This is a genomic window from Gelidibacter salicanalis, from assembly GCF_016469035.1.
Taxonomy (GTDB): Bacteria; Bacteroidota; Bacteroidia; order Flavobacteriales; family Flavobacteriaceae; genus Gelidibacter; species Gelidibacter salicanalis_A.
Map to the genome: position 1 here is coordinate 54,286 of NZ_JAEHJZ010000008.1, position 16,930 is coordinate 71,215.

Annotated in this window: 19 protein-coding genes; 13 read left to right on the forward strand and 6 right to left on the reverse strand. The window is 37.5% G+C overall.

Annotated features, from left to right (window positions below; translation table 11 throughout):
• Positions 1–38: 38 nt before the first annotated feature.
• Positions 39–788: a uroporphyrinogen-III synthase gene (locus tag JEM65_RS05395; protein ID WP_199597897.1), complete on the reverse strand. Its 750-nt coding sequence runs from the start codon at positions 786–788 to the stop codon at positions 39–41.
• Positions 789–803: 15 nt separating this feature from the next.
• The gene (locus tag JEM65_RS05400) at positions 804–1,457 is read right to left on the reverse strand and encodes a DUF4271 domain-containing protein (protein ID WP_199597898.1); all 654 of its coding nucleotides are present in this window, start codon (positions 1,455–1,457) and stop codon (positions 804–806) included.
• Positions 1,458–1,545: 88 nt separating this feature from the next.
• On the opposite strand from JEM65_RS05400, the gene JEM65_RS05405 reads away from it, so the two are divergent.
• The 3 genes from JEM65_RS05405 (at position 1,546) to JEM65_RS05415 (ending at position 4,134) form a co-directional block, all read left to right on the forward strand.
• On the forward strand, positions 1,546–2,268 hold the full coding sequence (locus JEM65_RS05405; protein ID WP_199597899.1) for a polyprenol monophosphomannose synthase: 723 nt from the start codon (positions 1,546–1,548) through the stop codon (positions 2,266–2,268).
• Between the two features lie 91 nt (positions 2,269–2,359).
• Positions 2,360–3,706 carry a dihydroorotase gene (locus tag JEM65_RS05410; protein WP_199597904.1) on the forward strand — a complete coding sequence of 449 codons (1,347 nt, stop codon included), beginning with the start codon at positions 2,360–2,362 and terminating at the stop codon, positions 3,704–3,706.
• Complete coding sequence (locus tag JEM65_RS05415; protein WP_199597906.1) at positions 3,703–4,134, forward strand: DUF4296 domain-containing protein; 432 nt, start codon at positions 3,703–3,705, stop codon at positions 4,132–4,134. Before JEM65_RS05410 ends, JEM65_RS05415 begins: the two co-directional genes overlap by 4 nt.
• A 3-nt stretch (positions 4,135–4,137) precedes the next feature.
• Here the strand turns inward: JEM65_RS05415 and JEM65_RS05420 are convergent, their stop codons facing one another.
• A complete protein-coding gene (locus tag JEM65_RS05420; protein WP_199597908.1) occupies positions 4,138–5,157 on the reverse strand; it encodes an NAD-dependent epimerase/dehydratase family protein in 1,020 nt (339 codons plus the stop codon).
• Between the two features lie 92 nt (positions 5,158–5,249).
• Here JEM65_RS05420 and tyrS point away from each other — a divergent pair, with 92 nt between their 5' ends.
• Entirely contained in the window at positions 5,250–6,560 is a 1,311-nt protein-coding gene (gene tyrS, locus JEM65_RS05425; protein ID WP_199597914.1) for a tyrosine--tRNA ligase, read from the forward strand.
• 310 nt (positions 6,561–6,870) lie between these two features.
• Here tyrS and JEM65_RS05430 read toward each other — a convergent pair whose 3' ends face one another.
• Both JEM65_RS05430 and JEM65_RS05435 read right to left on the reverse strand, forming a co-directional pair.
• On the reverse strand, positions 6,871–7,851 hold the full coding sequence (locus JEM65_RS05430; RefSeq protein WP_199597916.1) for a LuxE/PaaK family acyltransferase: 981 nt from the start codon (positions 7,849–7,851) through the stop codon (positions 6,871–6,873).
• A 144-nt stretch (positions 7,852–7,995) separates the two neighbouring features.
• Positions 7,996–8,328: a T9SS type A sorting domain-containing protein gene (locus tag JEM65_RS05435; protein WP_199597918.1), complete on the reverse strand. Its 333-nt coding sequence runs from the start codon at positions 8,326–8,328 to the stop codon at positions 7,996–7,998.
• A 189-nt stretch (positions 8,329–8,517) separates the two neighbouring features.
• On the opposite strand from JEM65_RS05435, the gene JEM65_RS05440 reads away from it, so the two are divergent.
• On the forward strand, positions 8,518–9,201 hold the full coding sequence (locus tag JEM65_RS05440) for a response regulator transcription factor (protein WP_199597920.1): 684 nt from the start codon (positions 8,518–8,520) through the stop codon (positions 9,199–9,201).
• Complete coding sequence (locus JEM65_RS05445; RefSeq protein WP_199597922.1) at positions 9,201–10,244, forward strand: sensor histidine kinase; 1,044 nt, start codon at positions 9,201–9,203, stop codon at positions 10,242–10,244. The genes JEM65_RS05440 and JEM65_RS05445 overlap by 1 nt, the downstream gene beginning before the upstream one ends.
• Here JEM65_RS05445 and JEM65_RS05450 read toward each other — a convergent pair.
• Entirely contained in the window at positions 10,218–11,273 is a 1,056-nt protein-coding gene (locus JEM65_RS05450; RefSeq protein ID WP_199597924.1) for a glycosyltransferase, read from the reverse strand. The two genes, JEM65_RS05445 and JEM65_RS05450, sit on opposite strands and share 27 nt — an antisense overlap.
• Before the next feature lie 301 nt (positions 11,274–11,574).
• Between JEM65_RS05450 and trmB the strand changes: the two genes are divergently transcribed.
• The 7 genes from trmB to JEM65_RS05485 all read left to right on the forward strand — a co-directional run bounded on the left by trmB (position 11,575) and on the right by JEM65_RS05485 (position 16,544).
• Positions 11,575–12,249: a tRNA (guanosine(46)-N7)-methyltransferase TrmB gene (gene trmB / locus JEM65_RS05455; protein ID WP_199597926.1), complete on the forward strand. Its 675-nt coding sequence runs from the start codon at positions 11,575–11,577 to the stop codon at positions 12,247–12,249.
• A gap of 2 nt (positions 12,250–12,251) precedes the next feature.
• Positions 12,252–12,881 (forward strand): LysE family translocator, encoded by a 630-nt coding sequence (locus tag JEM65_RS05460; protein ID WP_199597929.1) that lies wholly within the window; start codon positions 12,252–12,254, stop codon positions 12,879–12,881.
• Positions 12,878–13,207 (forward strand): MGMT family protein, encoded by a 330-nt coding sequence (locus JEM65_RS05465; protein WP_199597930.1) that lies wholly within the window; start codon positions 12,878–12,880, stop codon positions 13,205–13,207. Before JEM65_RS05460 ends, JEM65_RS05465 begins: the two co-directional genes overlap by 4 nt.
• Before the next feature lie 306 nt (positions 13,208–13,513).
• Positions 13,514–14,665, forward strand: a complete 1,152-nt coding sequence (locus JEM65_RS05470; protein ID WP_199597931.1) for an Mrp/NBP35 family ATP-binding protein — start codon at positions 13,514–13,516, stop codon at positions 14,663–14,665.
• A 47-nt stretch (positions 14,666–14,712) separates the two neighbouring features.
• Positions 14,713–14,955, forward strand: a complete 243-nt coding sequence (locus tag JEM65_RS05475; protein ID WP_199597990.1) for a NifU family protein — start codon at positions 14,713–14,715, stop codon at positions 14,953–14,955.
• 192 nt (positions 14,956–15,147) lie between these two features.
• Entirely contained in the window at positions 15,148–16,209 is a 1,062-nt protein-coding gene (locus JEM65_RS05480; RefSeq protein ID WP_199597932.1) for an NAD(P)/FAD-dependent oxidoreductase, read from the forward strand.
• 2 nt (positions 16,210–16,211) lie between these two features.
• Complete coding sequence (locus tag JEM65_RS05485) at positions 16,212–16,544, forward strand: 2Fe-2S iron-sulfur cluster-binding protein (protein ID WP_199597933.1); 333 nt, start codon at positions 16,212–16,214, stop codon at positions 16,542–16,544.
• The last annotated feature ends 386 nt before the right edge of the window (positions 16,545–16,930 follow it).

Consider the following 16,930-nt stretch of genomic DNA (forward strand, 5'->3'; position numbering starts at 1 on the left):
TTATTTGAATCGCCTTTTTTAATGCTTTAAAAATTAGTTTATTTTCCTTTATTTGTTTTTTCAATATATTTCTCCAGAGCCATAGTCATTGACGGGGTTTCGGGGCTCGGAGCCAGAATATCAACTCGTAAGCCGTGCTCTTCAACAGCTTTAGCTGTAGTAGTTCCAAAAACAGCAATACGGGTGTCGTTTTGCTTAAAGTCTGGGAAATTATGGAATAAGGACTCAATCCCTGACGGACTGAAAAATACTAAAATATCGTAGTACACATCTGCAAGATCAGATAAATCGCTAATTACAGTTTTGTAAAAAACGCCTTCCTTCCATTTAATGTTTAATGCATTAAGGATTTCAGGGACTTCGTCTTTTAATTTATCAGTTGTAGGCAATAGGAAACTTTCGTCTTTATATTTCTTAATTAAAGGAGAAAGGTCTTCAAAATTACGTTTACCCACATAAATTTTCCGTTTTCTATAAACCACATATTTTTGTAAGTAAAACGCTACGGCTTCACTCTGACAAAAATACTTTAGGGTGTCTGGAACTTTAAAACGCATTTCGTCTGCCACTCTAAAAAAATGATCCACAGAATTTCTGCTGGTTAAAATAATTGCAGTGTATTGTGTTAAGTCAACTTTTTGATGTCTGACGTCTTTTGCCGCGACACCTTCTACATGAATAAATGGGCGAAAGTCAATCTTTACTTTTTGCTTTTCTTGGAGATCAAAGTAAGGCGAATTTTCGATTTTAGGTTCAGGTTGTGACACTAAAATTGTTTTCACTTTCATAGGCTTGGGATTGTTTTAAGCTTTATATTCTACAATTATTTTATACAAAATCAGATATGGCCCAATTTCAAGTGCGCAAAGATACAAAATAAAATAGAATATGTTGTTAATCACGGTCTTTTGATGATTTTTAAAGGAGGTAATAAAGCCAATTACATTTATAATTAATAGTAGGAATATAACAACAATAATAAGGATCCTTGAAGGGGCTATAGTGTACAATAACAGCGCATTAATAGGTAAAAGAATAAGGCCGGTAAAATTCTTATAACTTATTTTTTGAAAGAGATAAGCATCAATTATTCCGTCAATTTCAAACACACTTCCTATGAGGCGCTCCACTAAAATTTTGATGAGCGCAAGGGTGCCTACTCCAAAAATAAACTTCAAAAACACTGTCAGCGCAAAGGTTTGCGTAGGTTCGAAAGTGAGATAAGAAAGATATGAAAAAGTAGAAATTGAGATGATAAGATTAAAAAATAGGAGCGCATCAAAGACATCAATAAATTTTTGATCTTTAGTATAAATTTTGAGATATTTTGAATTTCCGAAGACTCCTAGGAAATCTAAAAACCGATTGGTAAAAGTTACCTTTGCTATGGTAATGAAAATTAATCCCAAAACCATAAAAATGGTAAACCATTCGTAAGATATGACGTCTCTTAGCATGCCGCTAAATTATAAAGAATATTTTATCTGTTGATTTGAATAAAATTAATCTTTTAAAAAAACTTACTTTTGCTAAAATTTTTTATCGATGAAAGACGCCATTGTCATCATTCCAACTTACAATGAGATTGAAAACATTGAAGCTATTATCATTGCAGTTTTTGCGCAAGATAAGGCCTTCGATGTTCTTGTGGTAGATGACAGCTCTCCAGATTTGACCGCTGAAAAAGTGGAATCCTTGCAAGCGGAGTTTCCTGACCGATTGTTTCTGCTGAAGCGCAAGAATAAAACAGGCTTAGGTACCGCCTATATTGAAGGATTTAAATGGAGTCTTGAAAGAGCGTATGAATACATCTTTGAAATGGACGCCGATTTTTCGCATAATCCAGACGATTTGGTAAAACTGTACAAGGCCTGTGCTGAAGAGGGAGCTGACGTTGCCATTGGCTCCCGCTACATTACGGGTGTTAACGTGGTCAATTGGCCAATGAATAGAATCTTACTATCTTATTTCGCCTCTAAATATGTCCGCTTCATTACAAGAATGAACATTCAAGATACCACCGCAGGTTTTGTTTGTTATAAAAATAAGGTTTTAGAAACCATTAATTTGGATGCCATTAAGTTTGTGGGCTATGCATTTCAGATTGAAATGAAATTCAAGGCCCATTTAAAAGGATTTACTATCGTAGAAGTTCCTGTGATTTTTACGGATCGTGCAAAAGGAAAATCGAAAATGAGCGGTGGAATTATTTCTGAAGCCATTTTTGGAGTTATAAACATGAAATTTAAAAGCCTATTGGGCAAGTAATATGAAACGAGCATGCTAAAAAAATCACCACCCATGGGAATGATTAATTGCAAACAGCATGTGTCCGTTAAAGAACAAAAGAAATAAACACATGAAAGCAAGAACGGTACTGATTAAAAATGCTAAAATTGTTAATGAAGGACACATTTTTGAAGGTGATATTTTGATTGAAGGCGAATTTATTAAGGAGATAGATACTTCAATTAGCGCAAAGACTCCTGATGTGGTAGTGATTGATATAGAAGGTAACTATGTGTTTCCTGGTGTTATTGATGACCAAGTGCATTTTAGAGAACCAGGGTTGACACACAAAGCAACCATTGCGTCAGAATCTCGAGCAGCAGTAGCTGGTGGAATTACTTCATTTATTGAAATGCCAAATACGGTGCCTCAAACCACAACCATTGAAAAATTGGAAGAAAAGTTTGAGATTGCTAAAAATACCTCTTATGCCAATTACTCATTTATGTTTGGAGGTACCAATACCAATTTGGAAGAAATACTAAAAGTGGATTCCAAAAATGTGGCGGGTCTTAAATTGTTTTTAGGATCATCTACAGGTGATATGCTTGTGGATAATACCGAGGTCTTGGAAAAGATCTTTAAAAGTACGGACCTCTTGATTTCTGTGCATTGTGAAGATGAAGCCACCATCAAAAAAAACCTTGAGGAGCATATTGAAAAGTACGGGAATGATATTCCTATGGAATGCCATCCAGATATTAGAAGTGCGGAGGCTTGTTATATATCGTCATCTAAAGCCATAGAATTAGCTAAGAAAACTGGTGCACGTTTGCATATATTTCATGTTTCGACCGCTAAGGAGACCAAATTGTTCACGAATAAAATTCCGTTAAAGGATAAAAAAATAACCGCTGAAGTCTGTATTCACCATTTGTGGTTTAGTGATGAAGATTATAAGAAAAAAGGCAGCTTAATTAAGTGGAACCCGGCAGTAAAAACGGCGCACGATCGTGATGAATTGTGGAAAGCCCTTTTAGACGGTCGTATTGATGTGGTGGCTACCGACCATGCACCGCATACTTTGGAAGAGAAACAAAACATCTACACAGAAGCTCCGTCTGGCGGTCCCTTGGTTCAACACGCGTTGGTTGCTATGATTGAAGCGTACCATAAAGGGAAGATAAGTTTAGAAAAGATTGCTGAAAAAATGTGTCATAATCCTGCCATATTGTTTCAAGTAGAAAAGCGTGGGTATGTCAAGCGTGGCTACTATGCTGATTTGGCCATTGTAGATATTAACAGCCCTTGGACGGTTAAAAAGGATAATATTTTATACCAATGTGGTTGGTCTCCTTTTGAGAACGTGTTGTTTAAATCGAGAATCACCCATACCTTTGTAAATGGGTCGTTAGTGTACAAAAACTTTAAATTTCTAGACGTTAAGGCGGGAAAACGATTAACTTTTAAAAGATGAAACACATTTGTTACATAATGGTTTTAATGATAATGGTTGGGTGTAGCGGTATGGATAAACCTAAAAAACCTAAAAATTTAATCGCCAAGGAGAAAATGGCAGAGATCATGTATGATCTGCACATTTTAAATGCCGCTAAAGGGGTCAATAGGAAAATATTAGAGGCCAGCGGAATCATGCCCTTAGAATATCTCTACCAGAAGTACAATATTGACAGCTTGCAATTTGCAGAGAGCAATACGTATTATGCCTATGATACCAAAGGCTATTTGGCAATCATAGAAAAAGTAAAAAAGGACCTCCAAAAAAATAAGGACCTTTACGAAAAATTGAATGTGGAAGAACAAAAAGTTAAAGACTCGATAACTAAACTTAACAAAAAAAAGAAAGATACGCTGGTGGATTTAGAGCGTTCTTTACCTCAATAAGGCTCATTTTTTCAAATCGTTTAAGAATAACTTAGCGGTATCCTTTATGGAAATAGCCATGGGTTTGAATTGAAAATCCAAAGCATTTTTTAACTTGGAGGCATCATATGTTGTGATGCTCTTTGCGCTTTTGGTCATTTGTTTGGACAATCTTCGGCGTTTGCCTGTTAGCAACTGATATAGCCAATCCAAACGCCAACCTAGTGCAAGGATAAAAGCTGTGGCCTCTTTTGCTGGGGGCTCTACATTGAGTGCCAAAGCCGTTTGGTGCTGAAATTCTTTAAACGATAGATTTTCTGAAATGACAATAAAACGTTCGTTTTTTATATCGCTGAGCATTAATAGAAGCATTGCATTAACCACATCATCCACATCTACATAGCCTGTAACACCATGCGTAAAATACGCCATGCCTTTGTAAATCTTTTTGATGAGACTGCTACTGCCGCCACTGTTCCAAAAGCCTGGCCCGATAATGATTCCCGGATTGAGTATCACGGCATCAACACCCTCTTGCGTACCGCGCCATACTTCAGTTTCAGCGCCATATTTTGTAATAGCGTAGGTGCTGTTATCGTCGTCTTGATTCCAAAACGTTTCTTCCGTGATGACTTGCCCCGGGTTTTGGTGATGGCCAATGGTGGCTATAGAGCTCACATAGCATAACTTTTTAATTTGGTTAGAAATACATAGGTTCACCACATTTGCTGTACCTTCAATATTGATTTTGCGAAGTTGGCGGTACTTATCAGGTTCAAAGCTTACAAGCGCAGCACAATGGTATACATAGTTGACCTGTTTAAAAGCCTCTGCCAAAGATGGTACATCAGTAATGTCAGCTTCTAGCCATTCAATTCTTTTGTAAAGCGATTCAACGTCTTCAGTGTAGTATGAAAAGACTTTCTTAACCAAATCCAATTTCTGTTCCCTTCTGTAAATTGCTTTCACTTTGGCATTGGTTTGCAGTAACTTAAAAAGTAAATGGGAACCTACTAATCCTGTGCCTCCTGTAACTAATATCATGTGACTAAAATAAAGAATTATTAGATATTAATTCCTAATTCTCTAGTGATGTTTATCTTTGCAGAATATTTGAAAATTAATAAAAAGAATTCATGACAAATGCGTTTGTAGAAGATTTACGTTGGCGAGGAATGGTCCACGATATCATGCCGGGAACAGAAGAGCAACTCAATAAAGAAATGACCAGTGCTTATATAGGCTTTGATCCTACTTCTGATTCATTGCACATTGGGAGTTTGGTACCTATCATACTATTGGTGCATTTGGAAAAGGCAGGCCATAAACCTTATGCGTTAGTTGGGGGTGCAACAGGAATGATTGGTGACCCTTCTGGCAAAAGCGATGAACGTAATTTGCTTGATGAAGAGGCGTTAGCGAAAAATGTGGCAGGAATAAAGTCTGTGTTGTCAAGGTTTTTAGATTTTAATTCCAAAGAAAAAAACGCCCCCGTATTAGTGAACAACTATGATTGGATGAAAAATTTCTCCTTCATAGATTTCGCCAGAGATGTTGGTAAGCGTATTACCGTCAATTATATGATGTCTAAAGATTCCGTTAAAAAGCGGTTTTCTGGAGAAGAAGGCAGTGTTGGGATGTCCTTTACTGAATTTACCTACCAACTGATCCAAGGCTATGATTTTTACTATCTACACAAGCACCATAATGTGGTGTTGCAAATGGGAGGAAGTGACCAATGGGGAAATGTAACTACCGGAACTGAATTGGTAAGACGTATGAATGTGGGCGAAGAAGCAAAAGCTTACGCCATGACCTGTCCGTTAATCACTAAAGCAGACGGTTCGAAGTTTGGAAAGAGTGAGGGCGGAAATATTTGGCTGGATACCGATAAAACATCTGTATATAAATTCTACCAATTTTGGTTGAACACGAGTGATGAAGATGCTGAAAGATACATTAAGATTTTTACGTTTTTAGACAAAGAAGCAATAATCAGTTTAATTGCTGAACACAAAGAAGCACCACATTTACGTCTGTTGCAAAAACGTTTGGCAGACGAAGTCACCACTTTTGTGCATTCTAAGGAAGATTTTGAAAATGCTGAAAGAGCCTCCAATATTTTATTTAGTGCCAGTTTTAAGCAAGACATAAAAACCTTAAATGAAGCCATGTTTTTAGAAGTTTTTGAAGGGGTACCTCTAGCAGAAATTTCTAAAGCAGAATTTGATGAAGGTGTAGATATGATTGCGGCACTTGCGGCCAAGACTAATTTTTTAAATTCTAATGGTGAAGCCCGCCGTGCATTAAAGGAAAATTCGATCTCTGTGAATAAAGAAAAGGTAGGCGAAGATTATATATTGTCTGCTGATGATTTGATTAATGGTAAATATATCATTCTTAATAAAGGAAAAAAGAATACCTATATCATAAAAGTGAACGCTTAGTGTGAAGTCATTTCACCTATGGGCGAAAATGATATGATTTAAATTTTCATTTAGAGATCCCGCCTAAAAGCGGGATTAGTTTAGCTACGCCATCTTAAAAAGTTGCTTTGAAGCTTTGTAAGATTACTGTATAACTAAAAAAACGCCTGACGAAGTAAACTTCAATTAGGCGTTTAAAAAACCAACCAATCAACTTAAAAACTTCTCTTTTTCAATTATAGAATACTTTTTTTTGGTTTCCCAAAGTTAGCTTTTTAAGTATAGGGTCAGTCGTATCTAACCCATTGGCATTACAGACTTTAACATAGATTTATAATACCATGAGGTTGCAACCTCTAATATCTGAGTTGTCAAATCGGCCAATAATTTCAAATCGGTTGCCCGGCAATAACTTCCCTAAATCTTGAGTGGCAATAAAAGCACAAGAATTGATATTTGCCAAATCAATTACATTAATGCCGCCAGTTTTATTTTTTGGAAGGATGGTCAGCGCATCTTCAGGATCTCTTGTCAATACCTGCATCCATTTTGGACATTCAAAAATACCTTGACCTTTAGAGTACGCCTGACTCAATAATTCAGTCATTCCATATTCACTATGGATAGCGGTTACGCCAAAACCTTTTTGCAAAATATCATGAAGTTCTTCTCTTATCAATTCCTTACGTCTGCCTTTCATGCCCCCAGTTTCCATGATGATGGTATTTTTCAATTGAAATTGATACAATTCAACAAGATCTAAAAGCGCAAAAGAGACCCCAATAAGCAATACCTTCTTTCCTTGCGCATCTAAAGAAATCAATATGTCCTTCAGTTCTGATAAGTTATCAAGATAAAAGCCACTCGCTAGTTGTCGAGACTGTTTGATTAAATCGTCTACCATATAGATCAATGAAGAGCCGTCGCGCTCCAAATAGGACGGTAATAGTGCTAATACGACATAATCTTCAATAGCGCCATAAAAATGTGAAAACGCACGTCTAAAGCTTTCTTTGTAAACCGCAATATCGGTTACTTGATGCTTGCTGGTGATTGCGCCCGTAGTTCCTGAGCTTGTAAATACCTTTTCAACGGGTTGTGCACTGCTTAATACATCGTGAGATTTAAAGAATTGGATCGGTAAAAAAGGGATGTTCTCTATTTTGGTCACATCACTAGGGTGGATGTAGAGCAAATCGCAAAATGAACGGTACACGCTATTGTTTTCAAATTGATATCTAAAAACCTCTAGGCACACCGATTCAAATTGCCCCCCTGTTTGAATATTAAAAATAGCGTTGGTCCTAATCATACTGCAAAAATATAGAAAATAAGAAAAGCGCTACCTATATAAGATAACGCTTTTCTATTATTTTAAAATGTGTTAGTTCATCATGGATGTCGCTGATCTAGTGGCATAGAATTAAATGTTTACCAACATAGCATGGGGTAGTAATTAACGCACCACCAATTTTCGAGTCGCAGAATTAACACCTTCCTTAATTTTTAAAATATAAATGCCGGGTGTGAGTCTAGAAATATTCAGCTCCTTTCCAAAAAGAGCGTTGGAAACAATTTTTTTCCCCAAGACATCGTAGATTTCAACTTGTTTTGACAGGTTTTGTTTTGTGGTAATATAGATCTTCCCATTGCTTACAGGGTTTGGATAAATGACCAAATTAGCAATGTCATTTGATGTAGAGATTTTAGAAGGTATTGTTTGTGAAACACCCGTTGCGCCAAAACCAAGGCCAATCGTCAAAAAAAGAATAAAAAGGTAGTTTTTCATCAAATGCGGTCTTTTAATAAAAGTAATGAATTATTACAAAACTCGTACCAAAATACTGTTAAACAATTATTTTTTTTATGGCAGAGTCACGCCAATGTTTCCTCTGGGTTATTTTATTGTTACCAATGCTTTGGTTTTTTTATCTATGTGTTAATAATCCTATCTTTACCTTATAATCTTGAAACACTGATGAAAAAAAAGGACATAAAAATACTGTTGGTTGATGATGAGCCAGATATTTTAGAAATAATTGGTTACAATCTCTCAGCAGAGGGGTACCACGTCATTACCGCAGAAAATGGTGTCCAAGCCGTTAAAAAGGCTAAAAAAGAACGGCCCCAGCTTATTATTTTAGATGTTATGATGCCTGAAATGGATGGCATTGAAGCTTGCGAGCAAATTCGCAAAATTCCAGAACTCCGCAATACCATTATCACATTCTTAACTGCTAGAGGAGAAGATTATTCACAAATGGCAGGTTTTGATGTGGGTGCTGATGACTATATTACAAAACCTATCAAACCTAAAGTGCTGACCAGTAAAGTGAAGGCTTTATTGAGGCGCTTAAAAGAGGAAGAGCCCTCAGAAGCCATTTTGACAATTGGCGGATTGATCATTAATCGAGAAGAATACAAGATTTCAAATCAAGGTCAGGAGATTATTTTGCCCAGAAAGGAGTTCGAATTGCTATCTTTGTTAGCAACAAAGCCCAATAAAGTATTCAAACGAGAAGAGATCTTAGAAAAAGTATGGGGTAACGAGGTTGTTGTTGGTGGCCGGACCATTGATGTGCATATCAGAAAGTTACGGGAAAAAATTGGCGACGACTGCTTTAAGACCGTAAAAGGTGTGGGCTACAAGTTTGTTGACTAATGAAAAAAACCATCAAAAAATCCTATAAGTTCGCGACCAAAACAGCCTTCTATATTACACTGGTTATAACAGTGCTCATCACTGCGGTGTTAATTGTATCTGAAGCTTTTAATATTGGGGTGCTTTTAGGTTTTATTGCGTTTTGCTATATCACTTCATTTCTTATCATCCAATACCGTGTGGAACGTTTTATATACAGACGCGTCAAAAAAATATATGACGATTTAACGTTGTTGGAATCTGCCTCATTGCGCAAACAGCCCATTACTACAGACATGGCCACGTTAACTCAAGAAATTGACAAGTTTGCAAAAGATAAAAAGCTCGAAATTGAAACGCTCAAAGTACGGGAAGAGTATAGAAAAGAGTTTCTAGGAAATGTGTCCCACGAATTGAAAACGCCATTATTTACCGTTCAAGGCTATGTTTTAACCTTGTTGGATGGCGCCATGAATAATGAGAAATTAAGGGAAAAATATTTAGAGAGAGCCAATAAGGGCGTGGAGCGTTTAATCTATATCGTGCAGGATTTGGATATGATAACCAAGTTGGAGGTAGGTGATTTAAGTTTAAATATTGAAATTTTTGACATTGTAGAGTTAGTGGCCAGCGTTTTTGATTTGTTGGAAATGAAGTCTGCCAAGAAAAAAATCACCCTCACTTTTGATATGCTGTATCCCAATCCTATATTGGTAAAGGCTGATAAGGAACGCATCCGTCAGGTGCTGACCAATCTGGTGGTCAATTCTATTAAATACGGCAGAATTAAAGGCACCACTGAAATCAGTATCGAAAATTTAATAAAAAACAAGGTAATTGTGAGAGTCACCGATAATGGCGAAGGTATTGCCAAAGCCAATATTCCGCGTCTTTTTGAACGATTTTATAGAATCGATAAAAGTGGCTCGCGTAAAGAAGGGGGGTCAGGTTTAGGCTTGTCCATTGTAAAGCACATTATTGAAGCGCACGACGAAAAAATATATATTGAAAGTGAGCTGAGTGTGGGGAGTGAATTCTCATTTACCCTCGAAAAGGCAAAATAGTTCTTTAAAATTAGTTTCCTGATCCTTAGTTTCAAATCCATTATAGCCCCCTACAGTGTTTAATCTTTCTAAACTGAAATTCTTTTGTTCACAACTCGGCGCCCAATTGTTTTTCATCATTATTTTTGCTAAATAGCGCTGTTCAGGTTGACCAGGAGTAGGAATAAAGAAAGCCCTTTTACCCAACTTTGCTAAATCCATAATGGTGGTATAACCGGAACGCGCAACAATCAATTTACTGGCGTTAAGTGATTTTTCTAGCATCTCCGTAGTCATGTAGTTATAGATGGTCAGGTTTTTAGAAGTGTAATACGTTTGCTCATTTTCCATAACGCCTCTAACAAAAAGGACTTTTGCATCATAATCCTTAAATAGATCAAGCAATTTTCTCTCTAAAATATCGCGTTGCGGCTCAGGACCGGAGAGGAGGACCATAATCTCAAACTCAAAAGGGCATGTCAATTTTTGGAACCTGCTAAGTGGTCCCATATAAGTCACATTAGGATGCGCCTTATTACGATGTCCCATAGTTCCGCTTAAGTTAGGCGTATCGGAATAATCAGGAACCCAGCACGCATCAAACCGTCTGATGATTTTTTGATGCAGGGCAGTGCTCAACCATGTGGTGTTTCCGCTTAGCACTTTTAACTGGTGTGTTATAAATACGGAAGGAATATCCTGGTGATAAATCCCAAAACGGTTATCAGAAATGATGCCGACAATGGCATGGTTTTTCACAATAGTATTGATAGCGCGCCGTTCCTGCTTAATGGCTCTCAGGATTTTAGGCGTGTCCATCAGCAGCTTAAGTTTTAAATAGTAGCCGTTTTTAGAATAGCTAATGTTATATGAAGGCAATTCGACCGTCTCCAACTCAGGAAATTCTTTTTTTAAAAGAGACAAAGCAGCACCGTCACTTGCAATAATAGGAATAAAATTGTGTTGCAAAAGTGCATTAATAATGGGGATACAGCGTGCCGCATGACCCAATCCCCAATTGAGAGGTGCAATGAGTATCTTTTTTTTCATCTTTATATGGGCGCGACCACCCCTCTCCATAAAAGCCAAACGAGTGGTCGGGTTTTTCGCTGTATCTTTTTTTGCCAAATAAGCGGTAATTGGCTGTATCATCAGGACCAGGCAAAAAAAGGATGCCGCTGCAACCCCTCGCGCAAATCGAGTACCTATTCAAAACTTCTGATAACATTCAAAGATAAGAATATAATGGCTTCCATATATTTCCTTAATTTTGCCAACTCTTAAAAGACAAGCGTAGTCGGATCGCGTTCAAACTTAAAACCTTAAATAGGAAACCTGAAACAATAACAAAGTGGGAAGTAAAAACAAACTCAAAAGATTTAGAGAAAATGAAACGTTTTCAAACGTCTATCAGCCAACACGAGATGAACTGGTTAAGGGTGAATTTCAAATTAAGGGCAATTGGAATGCTGAAGTGTTCAAAAATGACAACCCTCTGGTCTTAGAACTGGGTTGTGGAAAAGGGGAATACACACTTGGGCTGGCAAAGAAGTATCCCAATAAAAATTTCATTGGTATCGATATTAAGGGCGCCCGTTTTTGGAGAGGGGCAAAAACTGCGGTTGAGGATGGTGTTTCTAACGCTGCTTTTTTAAGAACCCAAATTGAACTTATTGATCACGCGTTTGGTAAGCATGAGGTAGATGAAATTTGGATTACCTTCCCCGACCCACAAATAAAATATAAGCGCACCAAGCACCGCATGACCAATGCCACGTTTTTGGAGCGCTATAAATCCATCCTTAAACCAGAAGGTGTGGTGCATTTAAAAACGGACAGCGAATTTATGCATGGGTACACCTTAGGCTTACTGCACGGTGCAGGGCATGAGGTGCTTTATGCTAACCATAATGTGTATAAACAAGAGGGTAGCCCTGCTGAGGTTACTGAAATACAGACCTATTATGAAGGTCAGTATTTAGAAAAGAACAAAGCAATTACTTATATTAGGTTTAAAATCAAATAGTCTTGAATATTACTGTCATATTTTTTCTCGGGATGATTATCGCTCTTGTTGGTGTTATTCCACCCGGATTGTTAAATATGACCGCGGCTAAAATAAGTCTTAAAGAAGGGCATGTAAGAGGTGTTATGTTCTCTATTGGTGTTTGTGTGATTGTGTTTTTGCAGACCTATATTGCCGCCATGTTTGCCCGGTATTTAACCAACCATCAAGATGTGGTTGAGGTGTTGCAACGGGTGGCCTTAGTGATATTTGTACTCATTACGGTGTATTATCTTCTGATTGCAAAAGCGACTTCCAAAACAGAAATCGACCCACAATCTAAAAGTAAGCACAGCCGATTTTTTCACGGACTCTTGCTGTCAGCCATCAATGTATTTCCTATTCCCTATCAGGCGTATATGACCATTACTTTGGCATCTTTTGGATGGTTGGAGTTCAATAGAACCATGATTATTTCTTATGTGTCGGGTGCCGTATGTGGTACATTTGTAATGTTATATATGTATATTTTCTTTTTTGATAAAATCAAGAATAAAAATCTGACCTCTCAAAAAAATATGAACTATATCATTGGGAGTATTACAGGCATTATAGCCATTGTGACGCTAATCAATATTTTAACGGAATCATGAAACCTGAAACACTGAACTTTTTTGATAGGGTGTATGCGGTGGCCAAGCAAATTCCCTATGGACGTGTCACCAGCTTTGGTGCAATTGCCAATTATTTGGGGGCGGCAAGAAGCGCAAGAATGGTGGGCTATGCGTTAAATGGCTCTGTTGAAAAAGATGTTCCAGCGCATCGGGTGGTCAATAGAATAGGCTTGCTTACTGGTAAGCATCATTTTGATGGCACCAATTTAATGCAACAGTTATTAGAAAATGAAGGCATTGTTATAAAGGATAATCAGATTCAAAATTTTGACGCCGTGTTTTGGGACCCGCGTTTAGAACTATAAAATTTAGAGCAGTGATGTATAAAATTCCAAACCACGTTAGTTCTTAAAACGGAATTTAAAATGCGACGCTTTCAAGATGACAGCTGGACGCTCTAATTAGTCTAAAATGAGATGTTTCTGGAATGGTTTGTATTTATAGAATTAGTCAATCTTATCATTGAAAACTTCGTGCGTCCAGCTTCCTTCTTCCAGCTATATTAATTATATTTGTACTTTAGAATGATTCTTAATTAATATAAGCAAAGAATATGGGAACGAATTTGCAACATCGTCTCTATTCTTTTACTTTTTAGCATCTCAGAAAACATGAAATTACATAAACAAGATATCTTTAAAGCTCTCGAAAGCATTTCTGTTCCAGGAGAAGGAAAAAATATGGTAGAGAGCGGTGCTGTAAAGAACGTGGTGACTTTTGCCGACGAAGTTATTGTTGACATTACCATAAACAATCCAACGTTACAGGCCAAAAAGAAAACTGAAGTTGAAATCATGAAAGCCATTCATGAAAAAGTATATGAAAAAGCCAAAATTACAGTCAATGTAAAAGTTGATGCGCCTGCAAAATCTTTGGCCAACAGTATAAAAGGAAAAGCCATTCCCGGAATTCAAAATATTGTAGCCGTGGCGTCGGGAAAAGGTGGCGTAGGTAAATCTACAGTTACCGTGAACTTAGCGGTTACTTTGGCTCAAATGGGTTTTAAAGTGGGGATTCTTGATGCCGACATATATGGGCCCTCAGTGCCTATTATGTTTGATGTAGAAAAAGAACGTCCTATGGCGGTCAACATTGATGGAAAATCGAAGATGAAGCCTGTAGAAAATTATGGAGTTAAGATTTTATCCATCGGATTTTTTACCCAACCGGACCAAGCCGTAGTATGGCGTGGACCAATGGCAGCAAAGGCTTTAAATCAAATGATTTTTGATGCGCATTGGGGCGAACTGGATTTTATGCTCATTGATTTACCACCGGGAACGGGAGATATTCATTTAAGCATCATGCAGTCCTTGCCAATAACGGGAGCGGTTATTGTGAGTACCCCACAAAATGTAGCGTTGGCAGATGCCAAAAAAGGTGTGGCCATGTTCCAACAGGAAAGCATTAATGTGCCAGTGTTAGGAATTATTGAAAATATGGCCTATTTTACACCTGAAGTCCCGATAGCTATCGGGATGCCAGAAAACAAATATTATATTTTTGGAAAAGATGGTGCCAAAAACTTGGCTGAAGATTTAAATGTACCCTTTTTAGGGCATATACCTTTGGTGCAGAGCATTCGCGAAGCTGGAGATATTGGGCGTCCTGCAGCTATGCAAACCGCTACACCATTACAATTGGCTTTTGAAAAAATAACCCAGAATGTTGTGGAAGAAGTTGTGAGGCGTAATGACGATTTACCACCTACTGAAGCGATAAAAATAACCACCATGGCTGGTTGTTCAGCAGTAAAAAAATAAACGACGATACTTTTAAAAGGTTTCGTTAATACCTTAATATGAGAAAGATGACAACTGAAGAATTGAGATTAAATGTTGAAAAGGCACTTGATGAGATACGTCCATTTCTTCAAAGCGATGGAGGCGATATTTCGTTGTTGTCCATAGAAGATGATAATCTAGTTAGAGTGCAGTTAGAAGGTGCCTGTGTAGGATGTTCAGTCAATCAAATGACCTTAAAGTCTGGTGTTGAAATGACCATCAAAAAATACGCACCACAAATTGAACACGTCATCAATGTTGAGGGATAATTTCTATTTGTATTAAATTGCTGACTACAATTTGGCAGACCTAAGTTTGTCAGAGAAATAGGAGTTCCAAATGCAAATCCTAATGATTTTTTAATATGATTAATATCATAAAATTTAAATTTCATTAGTTGGATTTTTGCATGCTAAAATGAAGTTGAATTAAATGAGTTACCCGTTTTTTGGGTCTATTATATGATTAAAACAGATATACTTATCATTGGCGCAGGACCAACAGGATTATTTGCTGTGTTCGAAGCTGGATTATTAAAATTGAAATGCCATCTTATTGACGCTTTACCCCAGATTGGAGGTCAATGTTCTGAAATTTATCCCAAGAAACCCATATACGATATTCCTGGTTTTCCTGAAATATTGGCGGGAGATTTGACCACTAATCTTATGGAGCAGTGCAAGCAATTTGAGCCTGGATTTACTTTAGGAGAACGCGCAGAAACTATAGAAAAACAAGCCGACGGTAGCTTTATTGTTACCACTAATAAAGGCACACAACATCAAGCGCCGGTGGTTGCAATTGCTGGTGGCTTGGGTAGTTTTGAACCGCGTAAACCCTTAATTGCCAACATTGGTTATTTTGAAGACAAGGGGGTTGAGTACTTTATAAAAGATCCTGAAATGTACCGCAACAAGCGTGTGGTGATTTCTGGCGGCGGCGATTCTGCTTTAGACTGGAGCATTTTTCTTTCTAATATCGCTTCAAAAGTAACCTTAATCCATCGCCGTAATGAGTTTAGAGGTGCGCTGGATTCTGTGGACAAAGTTCAAGAGTTAAAAAACCAAGGCAAAATCAATCTTATCACCCCTGCAGAAGTGATTAATATTGTAGGAGATCATAAGGTGGAAGCTGTGGTAGTGGCGCAATCCAAAAATATCGAACGAGAATTTGAGGTGGAATGTGATCACTTTATTCCTTTATTCGGGTTGTCTCCAAAACTCGGTCCTATTGGCAATTGGGGGCTTGATATTGAGAAGAATGCGATTGTGGTGAATAATGCCTTGGACTACCAAACCAACATTCCTGGTATTTTTGCCATTGGCGATGTCAATACCTATCCAGGGAAATTGAAACTGATTCTTTGCGGTTTTCATGAAGCGACCTTGATGTGCCAAGCAGCGTATCAAATTATCAATCCGGGAAAAAAATATGTTTTAAAATATACCACCGTGAGTGGTGTGAATGGATTTGATGGAACACGTAAAGAAGCCCCCAAACAAGTAGTTAAAGCAATAGATTAACAATGGAACAGGATATTACTATAAAAATAACGGATAGAGAAGGGGTTGCCCATACAGTGTTAGCGCCTACTGATATGGCCATGAATCTTATGGAGGTGGTTAGAAGTTATGAGCTAGCTCCTGAAGGGACTATTGGAGTCTGTGGCGGAATGGCCATGTGCGCCTCATGTCAATGTTATGTGGTGAGTGCTACTGAACTCCCAGAAATGCAAGATGACGAAGAAGCAATGCTTTCTGAAGCATTTTATGTAAAAGACAATTCAAGATTGGGATGTCAAATTCAAATCACTCCAGAAATGGAAGGCCTAGAGGTGGAACTGGCGCCTGAATCTTAATAACGTTATACGAAGGTAAAACCTTTCACCTTTCAGTTTTGAATTTTAATACATTATTGTCCGACAAGAATTAAGACCGCTTCGCTTCTAGTCCCGGTAGCTATCGGGAAAAGAACAAAGATTTGATTGTAACTGACTGATAAACGGTTGTTGTTCTAAATTAAATTTGCCCAATCACTCTAAGTGGAATTGGTCTTAAAAAGCAAAGTGTCATTTTTAAGATCTCGTATCAGGTCTTGCCTTAATGGGGTTTGTAAACTTTTCACCTGTTTTACCGGACACTCATGGTTTTAAATACAAAAAAATGCTTCCCTTAAGAGAAGCATTTTTTGTTTTAAAGAAGTCTTTCAATTCAAATTACAAGATTACTGTTGGTACAGGTAAAT